This window comes from Paenibacillus piscarius (genome assembly GCF_022234545.1).
GTDB classification, from domain to species: Bacteria; Bacillota; Bacilli; order Paenibacillales; family Paenibacillaceae; genus Paenibacillus_AQ; species Paenibacillus_AQ piscarius.
In genome coordinates, this window is record NZ_JAIEUI010000003.1 from 512,804 (window position 1) to 528,393 (window position 15,590).

Annotated in this window: 13 protein-coding genes; 10 read left to right on the forward strand and 3 right to left on the reverse strand. The window is 57.4% G+C overall.

What is annotated here, in order from left to right:
* The first annotated feature begins 34 nt into the window (after positions 1-34).
* The 6 genes from K1558_RS08300 (at position 35) to def (ending at position 4,796) form a co-directional block, all read left to right on the forward strand.
* The gene (locus tag K1558_RS08300; RefSeq protein WP_238650945.1) at positions 35-352 is read left to right on the forward strand and encodes a hypothetical protein; all 318 of its coding nucleotides are present in this window, start codon (positions 35-37) and stop codon (positions 350-352) included.
* Positions 349-1,356 carry a UV DNA damage repair endonuclease UvsE gene (gene uvsE / locus K1558_RS08305; RefSeq protein WP_238650947.1) on the forward strand — a complete coding sequence of 336 codons (1,008 nt, stop codon included), beginning with the start codon at positions 349-351 and terminating at the stop codon, positions 1,354-1,356. The genes K1558_RS08300 and uvsE overlap by 4 nt, the downstream gene beginning before the upstream one ends.
* 169 nt (positions 1,357-1,525) lie before the next feature.
* On the forward strand, positions 1,526-2,413 hold the full coding sequence (locus K1558_RS08310) for an inositol monophosphatase family protein (protein ID WP_238650948.1): 888 nt from the start codon (positions 1,526-1,528) through the stop codon (positions 2,411-2,413).
* Between the two features lie 16 nt (positions 2,414-2,429).
* Positions 2,430-2,720, forward strand: a complete 291-nt coding sequence (locus tag K1558_RS08315; RefSeq protein ID WP_238650949.1) for a hypothetical protein — start codon at positions 2,430-2,432, stop codon at positions 2,718-2,720.
* A gap of 120 nt (positions 2,721-2,840) precedes the next feature.
* The gene (locus K1558_RS08320; protein WP_238650950.1) at positions 2,841-4,127 is read left to right on the forward strand and encodes a stalk domain-containing protein; all 1,287 of its coding nucleotides are present in this window, start codon (positions 2,841-2,843) and stop codon (positions 4,125-4,127) included.
* 105 nt (positions 4,128-4,232) lie between these two features.
* A complete protein-coding gene (gene def, locus K1558_RS08325; protein WP_238650984.1) occupies positions 4,233-4,796 on the forward strand; it encodes a peptide deformylase in 564 nt (187 codons plus the stop codon).
* 318 nt (positions 4,797-5,114) lie between these two features.
* On the opposite strand, the gene K1558_RS08330 is transcribed toward def, so the two are convergent.
* The gene (locus K1558_RS08330; RefSeq protein ID WP_238650951.1) at positions 5,115-6,431 is read right to left on the reverse strand and encodes a glutamate-1-semialdehyde 2,1-aminomutase; all 1,317 of its coding nucleotides are present in this window, start codon (positions 6,429-6,431) and stop codon (positions 5,115-5,117) included.
* Positions 6,432-6,536: 105 nt separating this feature from the next.
* On the reverse strand, positions 6,537-7,595 hold the full coding sequence (locus tag K1558_RS08335; RefSeq protein ID WP_238650952.1) for an LCP family protein: 1,059 nt from the start codon (positions 7,593-7,595) through the stop codon (positions 6,537-6,539).
* A gap of 103 nt (positions 7,596-7,698) precedes the next feature.
* Here K1558_RS08335 and bcp point away from each other — a divergent pair, with 103 nt between their 5' ends.
* Entirely contained in the window at positions 7,699-8,160 is a 462-nt protein-coding gene (bcp, locus tag K1558_RS08340; protein ID WP_238650954.1) for a thioredoxin-dependent thiol peroxidase, read from the forward strand.
* 125 nt (positions 8,161-8,285) lie between these two features.
* Positions 8,286-12,566 carry an acyl-CoA dehydratase activase-related protein gene (locus tag K1558_RS08345; RefSeq protein ID WP_238650986.1) on the forward strand — a complete coding sequence of 1,427 codons (4,281 nt, stop codon included), beginning with the start codon at positions 8,286-8,288 and terminating at the stop codon, positions 12,564-12,566.
* A gap of 74 nt (positions 12,567-12,640) precedes the next feature.
* Here the strand turns inward: K1558_RS08345 and K1558_RS08350 are convergent, their stop codons facing one another.
* Positions 12,641-13,333 carry a DinB family protein gene (locus tag K1558_RS08350; RefSeq protein WP_238650955.1) on the reverse strand — a complete coding sequence of 231 codons (693 nt, stop codon included), beginning with the start codon at positions 13,331-13,333 and terminating at the stop codon, positions 12,641-12,643.
* A gap of 142 nt (positions 13,334-13,475) precedes the next feature.
* Between K1558_RS08350 and K1558_RS08355 the strand changes: the two genes are divergently transcribed.
* The gene (locus tag K1558_RS08355; protein ID WP_238650956.1) at positions 13,476-13,928 is read left to right on the forward strand and encodes a MarR family winged helix-turn-helix transcriptional regulator; all 453 of its coding nucleotides are present in this window, start codon (positions 13,476-13,478) and stop codon (positions 13,926-13,928) included.
* On the forward strand, positions 13,925-15,457 hold the full coding sequence (locus K1558_RS08360) for a DHA2 family efflux MFS transporter permease subunit (protein ID WP_238650957.1): 1,533 nt from the start codon (positions 13,925-13,927) through the stop codon (positions 15,455-15,457). The genes K1558_RS08355 and K1558_RS08360 overlap by 4 nt, the downstream gene beginning before the upstream one ends.
* Positions 15,458-15,590 lie beyond the last annotated feature (133 nt).

Here is a 15,590-nt window from a genome sequence, read left to right on the forward strand (position 1 = left end):
CGGGAGCATTCCGGCCGGGAAGGAGCGAGGTCAAATGGGATTTCAGACAGAATTCAATTCGGTATGCAAGTTCAAGAATGAGCAGGAGCTGTATGAGCTGCTGGAGTACGGACGTACCAAAATGGTGAAGCAGGGCTTCCGTGTCTATCCGACCGGCCAGAAGGTCATCGCCTATAACCTGGATAATGTGGCGGTGGCGATTGTCAAGATCTCCGCATCGATTGCTGAAATCAACTTCCAGGGCCATGAGGTAACGGCGGTGGAGATGGATCTGGTCCGCAAGCTGAATGAGGAAGAATCACGCATCCAGACGGCCCTGGCCTATGAGATGTTCTTCGGGGATGAGGGATGATTGTCCGCTTCGGTTATGTGGCTATGTCTACAGTAATCAAGGACTGTTCTCCCTCCAAAACGATGACGATGGCAAGCTTCAGCAAGCTGGGTGACCGGGAGGCGGCACTGCGCAAGCTGGAATCGATTGCCCGGATGAATCTGCACAATACGCTCCGCCTGCTGAAGCATAATACCGGCTCGGATATTGAGGTCTACCGGATGACCTCCAAGCTGGTTCCGCTGGCGACCCATCCGGACTTGGCGGACTGGCATCCGCTAGCTGATCTTGCCGCGGAATTCGCTGAAGTGGGCAGCTATGTGAAGCGCCACGGGATGCGCGTCAGCTTCCACCCGGATCACTTCACTGTACTGAGTACGCCGCGTCCTGAGGTACTTGCCAGCTCGGTCCGTGATCTGCAGCATCATGTGGACATGCTGGAGGCCATGGGGCTGCCCGCCACCGCCAAGAACAATATCCATATTGGCGGAGCCTACGGGGACAAGCCTGCGTCAGCCGCGCGCTTCTGCGAGCAGTGCGCAGCGCTGCCGCTTGCCCTCCGGGAGCGGATGACGCTGGAGAATGACGACAAGACGTTCAATGCTGTGGAGACACTTGAGGTCTGCCGCAGGCTGGAGCTTCCGATGGTGCTGGATATCCACCATCAATGGGTGAACAATGAAGGTGAGCTTCCCTGGGAGCTGTGGCCGGAGATTCAGAAGACGTGGACAAGCGCTCTGGCCCAGAAGGATGCCCAGCCCGGTGAGCCGCTGCCGCCGAAGATTCATGTGTCCAGTCCGCGCAGCCCGTCTGACCCGCGCAGCCATGCCGACGGGGTGGAGCTGGCCCCGCTGCTTGCCTTCCTGAAGCGGATCGCCGCTGACACGCCGGCCGTGGATGTCATGATTGAAGCGAAGCTTAAGGATGGGGCTCTGTTCGGCCTGATGGAGGAGCTGCAGGGACTAGCTGCGGGCGGGAACGGAATTATGGTACGAAACGGAGCGAGCGTGAATATAGAACCATAACCGGCAAAAAACTTGACAGTTAGGCCGTTTAACTGCGCCGGTTGTGACTTGATAAGTCGGCCTAAATAAGGTACGTTGAATGCAAGTTGAGCAGCCGGAGAATTAGGCGTACTGCTAGAAACAGCGTTCCATGGGAGAACGACATGTTCAAAGAAAGCGGAGTGAAGAGATGAGTCCTGTAAGTCCTGATAACCGAAATGAACGGGAGCCCTATGTGGTTACAAGCAAGGGACATACGGCGGTAGCCATCAATGCGGCCGCCAAAGCGGGGGAATGGATCAAGACCAGACAAGGCCAGGTGAAGGAGCTGGGCAGCAAGACCTCGGCCCAGGACCTGGTTACCGAGGTGGACAAAGGGGTGGAGCAAATGATCCGCCGGCTGATCCTGACCCACTATCCGGACCATGCCATCCTTGGGGAAGAAGGGGTTCAGCCCGGAGCTGAGGCCGTCACCGCCGCCCTGGAGGAGGCGCGTGAGCATGACTATCTGTGGATTGTCGATCCGATCGACGGCACCACCAATTTCGTGCACGGCTTCCCTTTCTACTGTGTGTCGATTGCACTGGTGGTCAAGGGAGAGCTTACGGTAGGGGTTATCTATGACCCGATTCGGGACGAGATGTTCGTGGCCGAGAAGGGCAAGGGCGCATATATGCACGGCATCCGGGCAGCTGTGTCGGCGGAAGAAGAGCCGGGCAGCAGCCTGATTGCCATGGGCTTCCCGCCTGACCGGCTGATTGCCCAGCCGGCCAATCTGGCCGGGCTGCAGCAGATTCTGCCGCAGGTGCGCGGCATCCGTGCCGGAGGCTCGGCAGCCCTGCATCTGGCTTATGTAGCCGTCGGCCGTGTGGACGGATACTGGGAGGTCGGGCTTAGCCCGTGGGACTGCGCGGCAGGCGTGCTGCTGGTGCTGGAATCCGGCGGCAAGGTTACGGATACGCTGGGGAACCCTTACGATATCGGCACACGCCATGTCGTGGCAAGCAACGGCAAGATTCATGATTATCTGGTAGCCTCGCTGCAGGCAGCGGAGGCAACAGGCTTCAAGAAGCAATAGGAGGGCATGAAGGGTTATGAACGAGAATGACGATTTGGAACGGAAATTAAGCGAGCTGCTGGTAGAAGGCGAGATGGAGCAGGCTGACCGGAAGGCCAAGGAGCTCCGCCAGATTTCGCCCAAGTACGAGATCCGCATTCAGACCACCCTAGATCCCATTGTGGAAGAAACACTTCGTTACCGTAAGATAGCCTATGAGCTGGATGACCGGTACGATAAGTATATGAAGCGGGCCGGACAACCAGGCGGCAAGCCGGCCGGCAGCGGCCGGGAGAAGTCGGATTTATCCGATCACGAGGAGCAATAGGCTGGACTGCCTGCGGGCGGGCTCAGAACAGAGCGGTTTTCCGGGTTTACCGGGAAGCCGCTCTTTTGCGCAGCGGGGCGGGGTGTTAGAATGGAATTATACTAATTTAGGAGGAATACGATGCTGAAGACATGGAGAAGATTTACATCAGCCGCTGCAGGCGGGCTGCTGCTATTGGCCGCATTAATTCAAGTACCGGCGGCTGCGGCATCAGCGGAAGCCGCACAAGGGGCGGCACAGGATGTCTTTCGCATCGTGGCACTTGGAGATTCGATCACTGCCGGGTATGAGCCGGGGATGACCGATCCGGGCGTGAAGCCTTACGGCTATGCTGAGCGGTTGTTGGAGCAGGGCTGGTACCATGGCAGAACGGAGCTTAGCAATTACGGGATTCTGGGCTTGAAAACATCAGGCCTGCTTCAGTACACTAAGGCGATCCAGGAAGGAACGGCTGTGGACGCAGAGGCGATCCAGCCCGGGCTGCCCGATCCGCGAATTGCCCAGTTCGCTGCAGCTGTTCCGCAGATCAAGGCGGAGCTTGCCGCTGCCGACCTGATCACCCTGACGATTGGCGGCAATGATGTCAGCAGCCTGTTCCTGAATTACAAGACGCTGACGGATACCGACTTCGCCGCTCAGCTCGCTGAGCGTCTTACGGAGTACAGCAGCAATGTAACCGCAGCGCTGCAGAATATCCGGGCGGTCAATCCGCAGGCAACCATCCTGCTGGCCGATCAGTATCAGCCGGCTCCGCGGATTGCCTTGGGCGCTTCGTATGACAAGCTGATGAATGCCGCGGCGCAATTCACTACAGCCGCTGATCAGATTGCGGCATCGCTTAACCAGGCGGGGGCTCCTGTGAAGATTGCCCATGTTGCGGCTGCATTTGCCGGTCAGGAGGGGTCACTTACCCATATCATCGGGGCAGGTGCTGCCGATTTTCACCCGAAACAGCTTGGCTATGAACAGATTGCTAAGGTGTTCGCCGGACTGCAATGGGGGGAATACCGGACACCCGCAGTCCCTGCAACGGCTTCAGGCGCGGCTGCGCCAATGTCCATCGTGGTGAAGGGGACGGAGCTGAATACGCCTAATAAGCCGGTGCTGAAGAACGGGCAGAATTTCCTGGCCTTGAGGGATATTCTGAACGCAGTCGGTGCACAGGGGAAATGGGATAACAAGACCTCCAGCGCAACCGTCACCTACGGCGGAAGAACGGTAGTGATTACGATCGGGGCGAACACGATGAAGGTGAACGGTGCTGAGGTGGCGCTGGATACCCCGGCATTCCTGCACAAGGTCGGCAAAGAGGATAAAACCTATCTTCCGCTGGCTGCGCTGGCTACGGGGCTTGGCTTCGATGTGAACTACAGCGCTAAGCTGCGGACAGCTTTCATTAATCCATAATCCCGCATACGCTATCTATAATGAAACACTAACTCAGGCCTATATAGAAAAGGTGGATGAACGCAGTTGCCGAACGCCAAATTTACAAAAGATTATATCCTCGTGATGGATGATATTGTACGTGAAGGGGACCCGGTGCTCCGTACTGTGGCCGAACCTGTGCAGCTCCCGCTGCAGCAGTCGGACCGCGAGGCGCTGCAATGTATGATGCAGTTCCTGAAGAACAGCCAGGATGAGGAGACGGCTGCCAAGTATAAGCTGCGGTCTGGGGTGGGCTTATCCGCCAATCAGATTGGGCTGCCCCAGCGGATGTTCGTGATGTATCTGACGGACGAGAACGGCAGGAAGGTCGAGTACACCTGGGTCAATCCCAAGATCATCAGCCATTCCATGGCCATGGTGTATCTGCCGGAGAGCGAGGGCTGCCTGTCCGTGGACCGGCCCGTACACGGGTTCGTGCCCCGCTACGAGTCGGTGAAGGTACGGGGCTTCGACCTGGACGGCCAGGTCATCACCCAGCGGTTCAAGGGGTACCAGGCCATTGTGATCCAGCATGAGATGGACCATCTGGACGGCATCATGTTCTATGACCGGATTAACCAGCAGAACCCGTTCAAGCTGCCGCAGGACGTGGAGATCCGCAGCCTGTATGAGCAGAAGGGGAAGTAGCAGAGGGCCAAGCGATTTTAAATGATGAATAAGGGGGTGCCTCAGGCCATGTGTATGGCTGTTGAGACACCCCCTTATTGTTATGCAATTCTGCGTGCTGGACTGGGAGGCTCTTATTCAGAGGAATATTGCTAATTCCCAGGCTAGGCGGACACAGAGGCCGTTATTTCATTATTTTCAAGTCTCTCTTAGCTGAAAAGACAGGGTTAAGAGCCTCTGAGTCCGCAGTAGGAGTGAAAACCGGATTTTTGCATACAATAGCGTCCTCTCTGTCCGCATAAGTCTATCATTAGCGTATTGAACATTGCTAGTGACGGACTACTTCTCCGCTGCCATCGCTGCGAAGGAGGCTTCGGCTGCTTCCAGCGTCAGATCGATATCGGCGTCTGTGTGGGCGGTGGTCAGGAACCAGGCCTCATATTTGGACGGAGCCAGATTGATCCCCCGGCTGAGCATATGGCGGAAGAAGCTGGCGAACAGTTCGCCGTCGGTATCCTGCGCTTCTTCATAATTCGTGACCGGGTGGCTGCAGAAGTGCGTCGAGAAGGCGCCGCGAATCCGGTTGATGGTCAGCGGAATGCCGTGGCGGTCAGCGGAAGCCTGCAGCCCTTCGGTCAGGCGGACCGCCAGCCGTTCCATCTCGTCGTAGACGCCTTCGGCGCTAAGCACCTCCAGGCAGGCAATACCGGCGGAGATGGAGGCAGGGTTGCCGGCCATCGTGCCGGCCTGGTAAGCCGGACCGAGCGGAGCCACCTGCTCCATGACATGCTTCCGTCCGCCGTAGGCACCGATGGGCAGCCCGCCGCCGATGATTTTGCCCAGAGCGGTCAGGTCGGGGATGATCTCCTCATGATTCGCAAGACCTGCATAGGTCTGGGTGGAGCCATAATGGAAACGGAAGGCGGTAATAACCTCATCATAGATGACCAGGGAGCCGTTCTCATGCGTCAGCTTGCACAGACCTTCCAGGAAGCCGGGCAGCGGCATGACCATTCCGAAGTTGCCGACAATCGGCTCAACCATTACGGCAGCGACATCCTGGCCCCACTTCTCCAATGCTTCTCGCAGGGCATCCAGATCATTGAACGGAACGGTGATGACCTCCTGGGCAATGCTGGCCGGAACACCTGCACTGTCCGGGATGCCTAGTGTAGATGGACCAGAGCCTGCTGCTACCAGCACCAGGTCGGAGTGGCCATGATAACAGCCGGCGAACTTGATGATCTTACTGCGCTTGGTGTAAGCGCGGGCGACGCGGATGGTCGTCATAACAGCCTCGGTGCCGGAGTTAACGAAGCGTACCTTGTCCATGGACGGAATGGCTTCCTTCAGCATCTTGGCCAGCTTGATCTCAAGCTGGGTTGGCGTACCGTAGAGCAGCCCGTTCTGTGCAGCCTCTGTAATGGCAGCGGTGATATGCGGGTGGGCATGTCCGGTAATAATCGGGCCATAGGCGGCCAGATAATCAATATATTCATTGCCGTCCTCGTCCCAGAAGCGCGAGCCCCCGGCGTGTCTCATGAAGACGGGGGCGCCGCCGCCCACGGCCTTGAAGGAGCGGGAAGGGCTGTTCACCCCTCCGACGATATGCTGGAGCGCTTCCTGGTATAGCTGTTCTGATGTACTACGGTTCATAGGATATGTTCCTTTCTTATTGGCTTGTGCCCAAGGGAAAGGGCGAACCGCGGTTCATTCCCGCTGTCCGCCCGCCCCGTGTGCCAAGCATGGTTATATTGGATGTTACTTTGTTTCCGGTGATGCTGAAGGACTGCTGCCCGGTGAAGCCTCTGCTCCAGGAGTTGGCGAAGGTTCTGGTGCAGTGAGTGTATCCTCTACGAACTTCTTCAGTGCCTTCTCGCTGCTGAAGCCGATCACCTGGGAGCCGTCCTTGAGGGTCTTCTCCCGGATCAGCTTCATCGGCGGGATCTGCGCACTGCCGCCCATAGAGCTGTCATAACCTACCGTTGCCAGCTTCCACATGTCGTTAACGTCAAGGTTCGTGTCAATATAAGGCGTGACCTGACCGAGAATATTCGGGAGCTTGATGATCGAGGTGGTGCTGATCACCTTGTCCGCCACCGCTTTAAGGAATCCGCGCTGGCGCTCCGTCCGGGTGAAATCGGAGGTGGCATCGTGGCGGAAGCGCACATATTGCAGCGCCATTTTGCCGTCCAGGTGCTGGAAGCCTTTTTTGAGATCAATGTCGTATTCCGGCCCGTCTGCCTTGGTGGTGTACTTCATGTCCTTCTCGACCTCATAGTCCACACCGCCTACCGCATCCACCAGCTTAATGAAGCCCTGGAAATCGGTATAGACATAATATTGAATCGGGATGCCGAGCAGGTCGCTCACCGTCTGCATCGCCGTGTTGGGTCCGTAGGTAATGGCGGCATTGATCCGCTGGGTCCCGTGGTCAGGGATATCCACATACGTATCGCGCAGAATAGAGAAGACATAGAACTTCTTCTTCACCGGGTCCAGAGAGGCCACCAGCATCGTATCCGAACGCGGAACCTCGCCCTTCTTCACCCCGCGGGCATCCACGCCCATCAGCAGGATGTTGACCGGCTCTGTGCCTTCCCATTCAGGGGGCTTAACCGCCTCCGCCGAGGGTGTGGGCACACTCGCAAACGGAGAATCGTCGCCTGTCTTGTGCAGATTATCGAGCTGGTTGTAGATTGCAGTGAAATAATAAACCAGACCTCCTATAATTAGAAGGAGGAAGATTGCCAGAGTCCAGAGCAGCGTTTTCTTCTTTGACTTGCCGGCCTTTGCGTGCCGGTTCTTTCTAGGTGGCATTTCGTTCGTCCTTTCCGGTTCACAGTCTCTACATTATAATTTCTTTTGGGAAGACGCGTCAATTTCAGGTTCACCAACTATATCGGCAAGGAGTGGATTGTACATGAATATTACCATCGGCCAGGAGGTCCCCGACTTCACGCTCCCCGCGTCCACCGGACGGGAGATTCGCTTAAGCGAATACCGCGGCAGGAAGGTGCTGCTCTATTTCTATCCTAAGGATAATACACCGGCCTGTACACAGGAGGCTTGTGATTTCCGCGATGCCCATGATACCCTGTCCGCATACGGAGCTGTGGTCCTTGGCATCAGCACCGATCCTATAGCGTCACACAACAAATTCAGCACGAAGCACAGTCTGCCGTTTCCGCTGCTGTCAGATGAAGAGCACAAGGTCAGCGAGCTGTTCGGCGTATGGCAGCAGAAGAAGCTCTACGGCAAAGAATTCATGGGCATCGTCCGCTCCACCTTCCTGATTGATGAGGACGGAATTCTGCAGGCCGAGTGGCGCAAGGTCCGCGTGAAGGGCCATGTGGACGCAGCATTGGAACAAATCGTGAAATAATCAGTATGCTGGGAATTAATTGCATTTGTCTGTTACATTTCTAACAGCCTGGGTCAGGCGCTCTCATGATATAGTTGCCTCATATTACTTCAAATTTGGAGCAAGGTATGGGGGATAGCATGAAAATACTGCGTATCGGGCTAGACGTCGGTTCCACTACAGCCAAATTGGTCGTTATGGAGCAGGGTACCATTATATATCAGGATTATGTGCGTCATTTCAGCGATATCAAAAAAGCGGCTGTCACCCTCCTGTCAGAGGTGCAGCAGAGATTCCCGGACAGCGAAGCTGCGCTGACGGTAAGCGGCTCCTCCGGCTTGTCCTTATCCAAGCTGGGGGAGATTCCGTTTGTCCAGGAGGTCATTGCCTGCACGAGAGCGATCAGTGAGCGAATTCCGCAGTGTGATACGGCGATTGAGCTGGGCGGAGAGGATGCCAAGATCATCTATCTCAGCGGCGGGGTAGAGCAGCGGATGAACACGGCCTGTGCCGGCGGCACCGGAGCGTTCATCGATCAGATGGCCTCGCTGCTGCAGACCGACCCGGCGGGTCTGAACGAATTGGCCGTGAAGCATGAACGGATCTATCCGATTGCTTCACGCTGCGGCGTGTTCGCGAAGAGCGATGTGCAGCCGCTGCTGAATGAAGGGGCGCGCCGCGAGGATGTGGCCGCCTCGATCTTCCAGAGCATCGTGAACCAGACGATCAGCGGGCTCGCCTGCGGCCGGCCGATCCGCGGCCGTGTCGCGTTCCTGGGCGGACCGCTGACCTTCCTGTCCGCGCTCCGCGACCGGTTCACGGAGACGCTCGGGCTTACGGAGGGCGAGGTGCTGTTCCCGGAGCACTCGCAATACTTCGTGGCCATCGGCTCAGCCCTGGCAGAGGCTGAGCCCCTGTTCCTGCCGCTCTCCGGCTGGATCTCCCGCATCGCGGCGGTGGACTTCTCGCTGGACCGGGCGGAGGATGCCGAGCTGCCCCCGCTGTTCGCGCAGCCTGATGAGCTGGCAGCGTTCAGACTCCGCCACCGCGCGGCCACCGCGCCGCGCGCAGAGCTGTCATGCTATCAGGGACCGGTCTATCTCGGCATAGATGCCGGCTCAACAACCACCAAGCTGGTCGTAACCGGCGCATCAGACGAGATTCTGCATACCTTCTACGGAAGCAACAAGGGCAATCCGCTGCAGTCGGTCACGGATGCGCTGAAGGAAATCTACCGGATTCTGTCCGCTGGCTGTTACATCGCAGGAGCTTACGCAACCGGTTACGGCGAGGGGCTGGTCAAGGCTGCCCTGCGGCTGGACGGCGGCGAGGTTGAGACGGTGGCCCATTATAAGGCGGCCTCACGGTTCATGCCGGAGGTGGATTTCATCCTTGATATCGGCGGCCAGGATATGAAGTGCATCAAGATCCGGGGCGGGGCCATCGACAGCCTGATGCTGAATGAAGCCTGCTCGGCCGGCTGCGGCTCCTTCCTGGAGAGCTTCGCGTCCGCACTGGAGCTTGGTATTGGGGAATTCGCCGCTGCGGCGCTCGAAGCGGGGAAGCCGGTCAATCTCGGCTCCCGCTGCACCGTGTTCATGAACTCCAAGGTGAAGCAGGTCCAGAAGGAAGGGGCGACGCTGGCCGATCTCTCGGCCGGACTGGCTTATTCCGTGGTGAAGAATGCGCTGCAGAAGGTCATCAAGATCCGCAATCCCGAGGATCTGGGCCGGAACATCATTGTCCAGGGCGGTACCTTCTATAATGAAGCTGTGCTGCGTGCCTTTGAGCTCTTGACGGGGCGGACGGTGGTCAGACCGGATATTGCCGGTGTGATGGGAGCCTACGGCTGTGCGCTGATCGCCAGAGAGCAGGCTGCTTCAGAAGGAGCGGTCAGCACGATTCTCGGACCGGAGGAGCTGGAGAGCTTCCGCTACACGGTTGCCCCCGGCCGCTGCAGCCGCTGTGCCAACAACTGTGCGCTGACGATCAGCCGCTTCCCGGACAAAAGCTTCCATGTAACGGGGAACCGCTGTGAGCGCGGAGCAGGCGGCAAGAAGGAGAAGAACAACCTGCCGAACCTGATGCAGTATAAATATGAACGGTTCTTCGCTTATGAAGGCTTGCCTGAGGTGGCGGCGGCACGGGGGACGGTCGGCATTCCGCGCACGATGAATATGTTCGAGAATTATCCGTTCTGGCACACCTTTTTCACTGTGCTCCGGTACCGGACGGTGCTGTCCCCGAAATCAAGCAAGAAGCTGTATGAGAGCGGCATGGATACCATTCCTTCCGAGTCCATCTGCTATCCGGCGAAGATGGCGCACGGGCATGTACAGCAGCTGATCGGGCAGGGCGTGGACTTTATCTTTTACCCGGCGGTAGTCTACGAGAAGAAGGAGGATGACGCGGCCCAGAATCATTTCAATTGTCCGGTCGTCGCTTCGTATCCCGAGGTAATCCGCAATAATATGGACGGGCTGAAGGAGCAGGGGGTGCCGCTGATCAGCCCGTTCCTGACCTTCGATGATATTCCGGCCCTGACCCGGGTGCTGGCGAGGACGTTCCCGGAGGTGCCGAAGGAAGAGATTACGGCTGCGGTGCAGGCCGGGCTGGCGGAGGCGGACCAGGCGAAGAATGATGTGCGTACCAAGGGCGAGGAGACCTTGGTCTTCCTCTCGGAGACCGGCACGAAGGGGATTCTGCTGTGCGGGCATCCGTATCATGCCGACCCGGAGATCAACCACGGAATTGCCGATATGATTACCGGGATGGGGCTGGCGGTGCTGACCGAGGATTCCATCTGCCATCTGGACCGCAGTGAAGGAGATGTGGGGGTAGTGAACCAATGGACCTACCATGCGCGGATGTATCGTGCGGCCCGGCTGGCGGCTTCAAGGGATGATCTGGAGCTGGTCCAGCTGACCTCCTTCGGCTGCGGAATCGATGCGATTACCTGCGATGCGGTCCAGGAGATTATGGAGCGGCACAACAAGGTCTACACACTCATCAAAATCGACGAGATCAGCAATCTTGGGGCCGCGCGTATCCGTCTGCGCTCCCTGCAGGCGGCGATGCGCGAGCGCGAGAAGGGCGAAGTGAGGCCGCAATTGCTCTACAAGCCGCAGCCCGGTGTTCCGTTCACGAAGGAAATGAAGGACACCTACACCATACTCGCCCCGCAGATGTCGCCGATTCACTTCGAGCTGTTCGAGCGGGTGTTCCAGGATGCCGGCTACCGGCTGAAGATTCTGGAGTCGACCGGCCCGCAAGAGACGGAGGAGGGTCTCCGGTATGTCAATAATGATGCTTGTTATCCGGCGATTGTAACGATCGGTCAGATGCTGTCTGCCCTGAAAAGCGGAGATTATGACCCAGACCGCACCGCGGTCATTATGTCGCAGACCGGAGGGGGCTGCCGGGCGACCAACTATATCTCCCTGCTGCGCAAGGCGTTGAAGGATGCCGGTCTGGGGCAGATTCCGGTCATCTCGCTGAATGCCTCCGGGCTGGAGAACCAGCCGGGCTTCCGCATCAGCCTGAAGCTGGCGAACCGCCTGATTGCCGCGGCGTGCTACGGGGATCTGATGATGCGGCTGCTGCACCGTTTCCGGCCATATGAAGCTGTTCCGGGAGGTGCCGAAGCATTGTTCCGTCAAGGCATGGAGCGCTGCAAGAGCAGCCTGTCGACCTTCTCCTTCCGCGAATATAAGCGGCTGATGCGCGAGATTGTGGCGGAATTCTCACGGCTGCCGGTAATCCAGGCGGAGAAGCCCAAGGTCGGCATTGTCGGGGAGATTCTGATCAAGTTCCATCCCGACGCCAATAACCGGATTATCGACATGATTGAGGCGGAAGGCGGGGAGGCGGTGATGCCGGACTTCCTGGATTTCATCTTCTATTGTGTCTACAATCCGATCTACAAGGCCGAGCAATTCGGCAAAAGCAAACGCCTGGGCTACATCAACCCCATGCTGATCTCCTATCTCGAAATCTACCGCAAGCCGGTTAAAGTGGCGCTGGAGCAGGCAGGCCTGTCCAAGGGCCGGGAGAATATCTACGGCTTGGCCGAGAAGGCGGGCCGGCTCGTATCTGTCGGCAACCAGATGGGTGAAGGCTGGTTCCTCACCGCAGAGATGATGGATCTGCTGGATAACGGAGTAAATAATATCGCCTGCATCCAGCCGTTCGCCTGCCTGCCGAACCATATTACCGGGCGCGGGATGATTAAGGGGCTGAAGGATCTGTATCCGGGCGCGAACATCGTGGCCATCGACTATGATGCCGGAGTCAGCGTGGTGAACCAGGCCAACCGCATCAAACTGATGATGTCGATTGCCAGCGGCCTGACCAGCGGGAGGCAGGCCGCAGAGGAGCTGATACCGCCGCCCCCGGCGCTGGCAGGCAGTGTCGGCTGCCAGGGATAGGTATAAATATAGCGGACCGGTCAATACGCCGGCCCGCTTTTTTGATGTAGCGGTCTAGCAAGCCTAAGCCCGAATTACTTCTGCTTCTGCAGCTTCTCCTTTACGCGCATCGCTTTGTTCAGATGGACAAACGGATGCCGGGTGGCCGGCATCAGTACCAGACCGGCGGTCGTCTTGCCGGCCCAATAATCAAGCAGCCACTGCTCCGTATCCAGAACAGCCTGCTCCTCCCTGATTCTGCTGAATTGTGACGCACTGGCCTTGGCTGCGAATTGTCCCGGCTCCAGCTCGGAAATGACGGAACGGGTTCTCTCTGCGACAGCCCGCCGGTACGCGGCGAGTGCCTGCAGATTCACCATCCCGCTAAGGGCGGCGATATCCTGCTCACTCATCCCGTTGCCTGAATGAATGAAAGGGACCTCCAGCTTCCGGGCATACTGAGCGGAATGCAGCACCTGCTCACGGTCCGCAACCAGCAGGTTCATGGTAATATCCTCAATCCGTGCGCTGTGCCATAGATGCCAGGCGATGGAGTTACGGCTGCCGGGAGTCTTCACAGGATAGCTGCGCACGGTCGGCTCCAGCAGCTGATCCCACAAGTAATCCTCATACGTTGCCGGCTCTCTGCAGCTGTCTTCTGAAGCGTACAGGGCAGCATGCAGCGCAAGGAAAATCGTGACCGCTTCCGCATGCGCTTCAGGTCTCACAATGATCTCTGATAATTTTTTATGCTGCCCGTTCCAGTGATTCCGCTGTTCCTGGTTCATTTTCATGCCTTCTTTCCGTATTTTTTCAGAAAATTTCTGCAATTCATTGTTGACGGTTAAATAGGTAAATAGTAAAATAGTTCGCATGCGAAGTAAATAGTTCGTATACGAAGTAATATCCTGCTTGTGGAGGGAGATAGGCTTGGAGGAAAAGGAAAAACAGCTGGACGATATTCTGTCCTCTTTCCGCTGCATCACCCATAACTTCCAGCAGCTTCTGTGGAAGTATGCGGAAGAGCTTAATATTACCTCAACCCAGCTCATGGTGCTGCGTAAGCTGGCGATGCATCCTGATGTCGGCATCACGGAGCTTGCTGATCTGCTGCATCTGGGCAACAGCGCGGCCAGCGGGGTGGTGGACCGGATGGTGAAGGCCGGACTGATTACCCGGGAACGCTCGCAGAGCGACAGACGCAGCTTCAAGCTGGCCATGACCGAGAAGGGCAAGGAAATCCGTGAGCTCAGCAGACAGTCATTCCGGCGGCATGTGCAGCCTCTGGCTGAGCTTCCCGCAGAGGATGCACAGGAGCTGCTGCGGCTGCATGGTGAAATTATCCGAATTCTAGAACAAGGGAGAGACAACAAGAAGCTATGAGTACAATAACTGCTGGCCCTGCAACGTCCAAGACGGTCCGCAGAGGACCGATTATCGCCGCACTGCTGATCGGCGCCTTCGTGGCGCTGCTCAATCAGACACTGATGAACGTGGCGCTGCCCAAAATGATGGAGGACCTTAATATCCTCGCCAATACAGCCCAATGGCTGACCACCGGCTTCATGCTGGTGAACGGGGTGCTGGTGCCGGTCAGCGCCTATCTGGTGGAGAAGTTTACAACCCGCCAGCTCTTTACAACGGCAATGATGCTATTCTCCATAGGTACGCTGGTCTGTGCGATCGGAACAGGCTTCGAGATGATAATGGTCGGAAGAGTCATTCAGGCCGTGGGCGCCGGGATTCTGATGCCGCTGATGAACATTGTGTTCCTGCGTATCTTCCCGATTGAAGAGCGCGGCAAGGCCATGGGGCTGATGGCGGTTGCGATGATTTTTGCCCCTGCTGTCGGGCCTACCCTGTCCGGCTGGGTGGTTCAGAACTACTCCTGGCGCGTGCTGTTCTATATCGTGCTCCCGCTGGCGATCTTCTCGATGCTGCTTGGCATGAAGACGATGCAGAATGTTGGCAAGCTGACTTCCCCGCGGCTGGATAAGCCCGGCGTTATCCTGTCGACCCTGGGCTTCGGCGGGCTGCTCTACGGCTTCAGCGATGCCGGAACGGACGGCTGGGGCAGCACGACTGTGGTTCTCTGTCTCATCCTGGGTGTGGTCTCCCTCGCGCTGTTCGTCTGGCGGGAGCTGACCACCGATAAGCCGCTGCTGGAATTCCGCATTTTCCGTTACAACATGTTCTCCCTCACGACTGTAATCAACATCATCGTGACGATGGCTATGTATGCCGGTATGATTCTGCTGCCGATCTATCTGCAGACGATCCGCGGCTTTACGCCGATGGAATCCGGACTGATGCTGCTGCCGGGTGCGGTGCTGATGGGCATTATGTCGCCGATTACGGGGATTATCTTCGATAAAATCGGAGCCAGATGGCTGGCCGTCATCGGTCTGGCTATCACCACCGTAACCACCTGGGAATTCAGCCGGATCAGCACAGATACCACTTATACCCATCTGATTCTGACCTACACGGCGCGGATGTTCGGCATGTCCATGCTGATGATGCCGATCGTAACGGCCGGCCTGAACCAGCTGCCGCAGCGTCTCGCTTCCCACGGTACGGCCATGTCCAACACTCTGCGTACAGTTGGCGGTGCACTGGGGATGGCGCTGTTCGTCAGCCTGATGACCAACCGCACGAAGAGCACCATCACAGATGCCCTGGTGAGCGGTGCGGTCTCGAAGAGCGACAAGGCAGCGATGCTGAAGCTGACGCAAGACGCGACCATTAACGGGATTACGCATGCCTTCGCGGTGGCGACCTGGGTGACGGTGGCTGCCCTGGTGCTGGCCTTGTTCATCCGCAAGACCTCACCGCAGCCGGACTTCCTGAAGACGGAAGAAGCGGAAGGCGGACAGCCGAAGCCGAACCTGGCGAAATCACAGCGGGCATAAGCGCGTATACAGTATTAATAAGACGATCCGCATGAACCGTTAACGGTTGCCGGATCGTCTTTTTTGCTATATAAGTTGAACTAGAATTATTCAGTAAGTCGGTCGTTCTCTAAACGAAGACAAAGACGATCAA

Excerpts from the sequence above, each read along its gene's own strand:
- K1558_RS08335 (WP_238650952.1), bottom strand. The coding sequence starts at position 7,595 with ATGCCACCTAGAAAGAACCGGCACGCAAAGGCCGGCAAGTCAAAGAAG.
- bcp (WP_238650954.1), top strand. The coding sequence starts at position 7,699 with ATGAATATTACCATCGGCCAGGAGGTCCCCGACTTCACGCTCCCCGCG.
- K1558_RS08320 (WP_238650950.1), top strand. The coding sequence starts at position 2,841 with ATGCTGAAGACATGGAGAAGATTTACATCAGCCGCTGCAGGCGGGCTG.
- K1558_RS08315 (WP_238650949.1), top strand. The coding sequence starts at position 2,430 with ATGAACGAGAATGACGATTTGGAACGGAAATTAAGCGAGCTGCTGGTA.
- K1558_RS08330 (WP_238650951.1), bottom strand. The coding sequence starts at position 6,431 with ATGAACCGTAGTACATCAGAACAGCTATACCAGGAAGCGCTCCAGCAT.
- K1558_RS08300 (WP_238650945.1), top strand. The coding sequence starts at position 35 with ATGGGATTTCAGACAGAATTCAATTCGGTATGCAAGTTCAAGAATGAG.
- K1558_RS08350 (WP_238650955.1), bottom strand. The coding sequence starts at position 13,333 with ATGAACCAGGAACAGCGGAATCACTGGAACGGGCAGCATAAAAAATTA.
- uvsE (WP_238650947.1), top strand. The coding sequence starts at position 349 with ATGATTGTCCGCTTCGGTTATGTGGCTATGTCTACAGTAATCAAGGAC.
- K1558_RS08360 (WP_238650957.1), top strand. The coding sequence starts at position 13,925 with ATGAGTACAATAACTGCTGGCCCTGCAACGTCCAAGACGGTCCGCAGA.
- K1558_RS08310 (WP_238650948.1), top strand. The coding sequence starts at position 1,526 with ATGAGTCCTGTAAGTCCTGATAACCGAAATGAACGGGAGCCCTATGTG.
- def (WP_238650984.1), top strand. The coding sequence starts at position 4,233 with ATGGATGATATTGTACGTGAAGGGGACCCGGTGCTCCGTACTGTGGCC.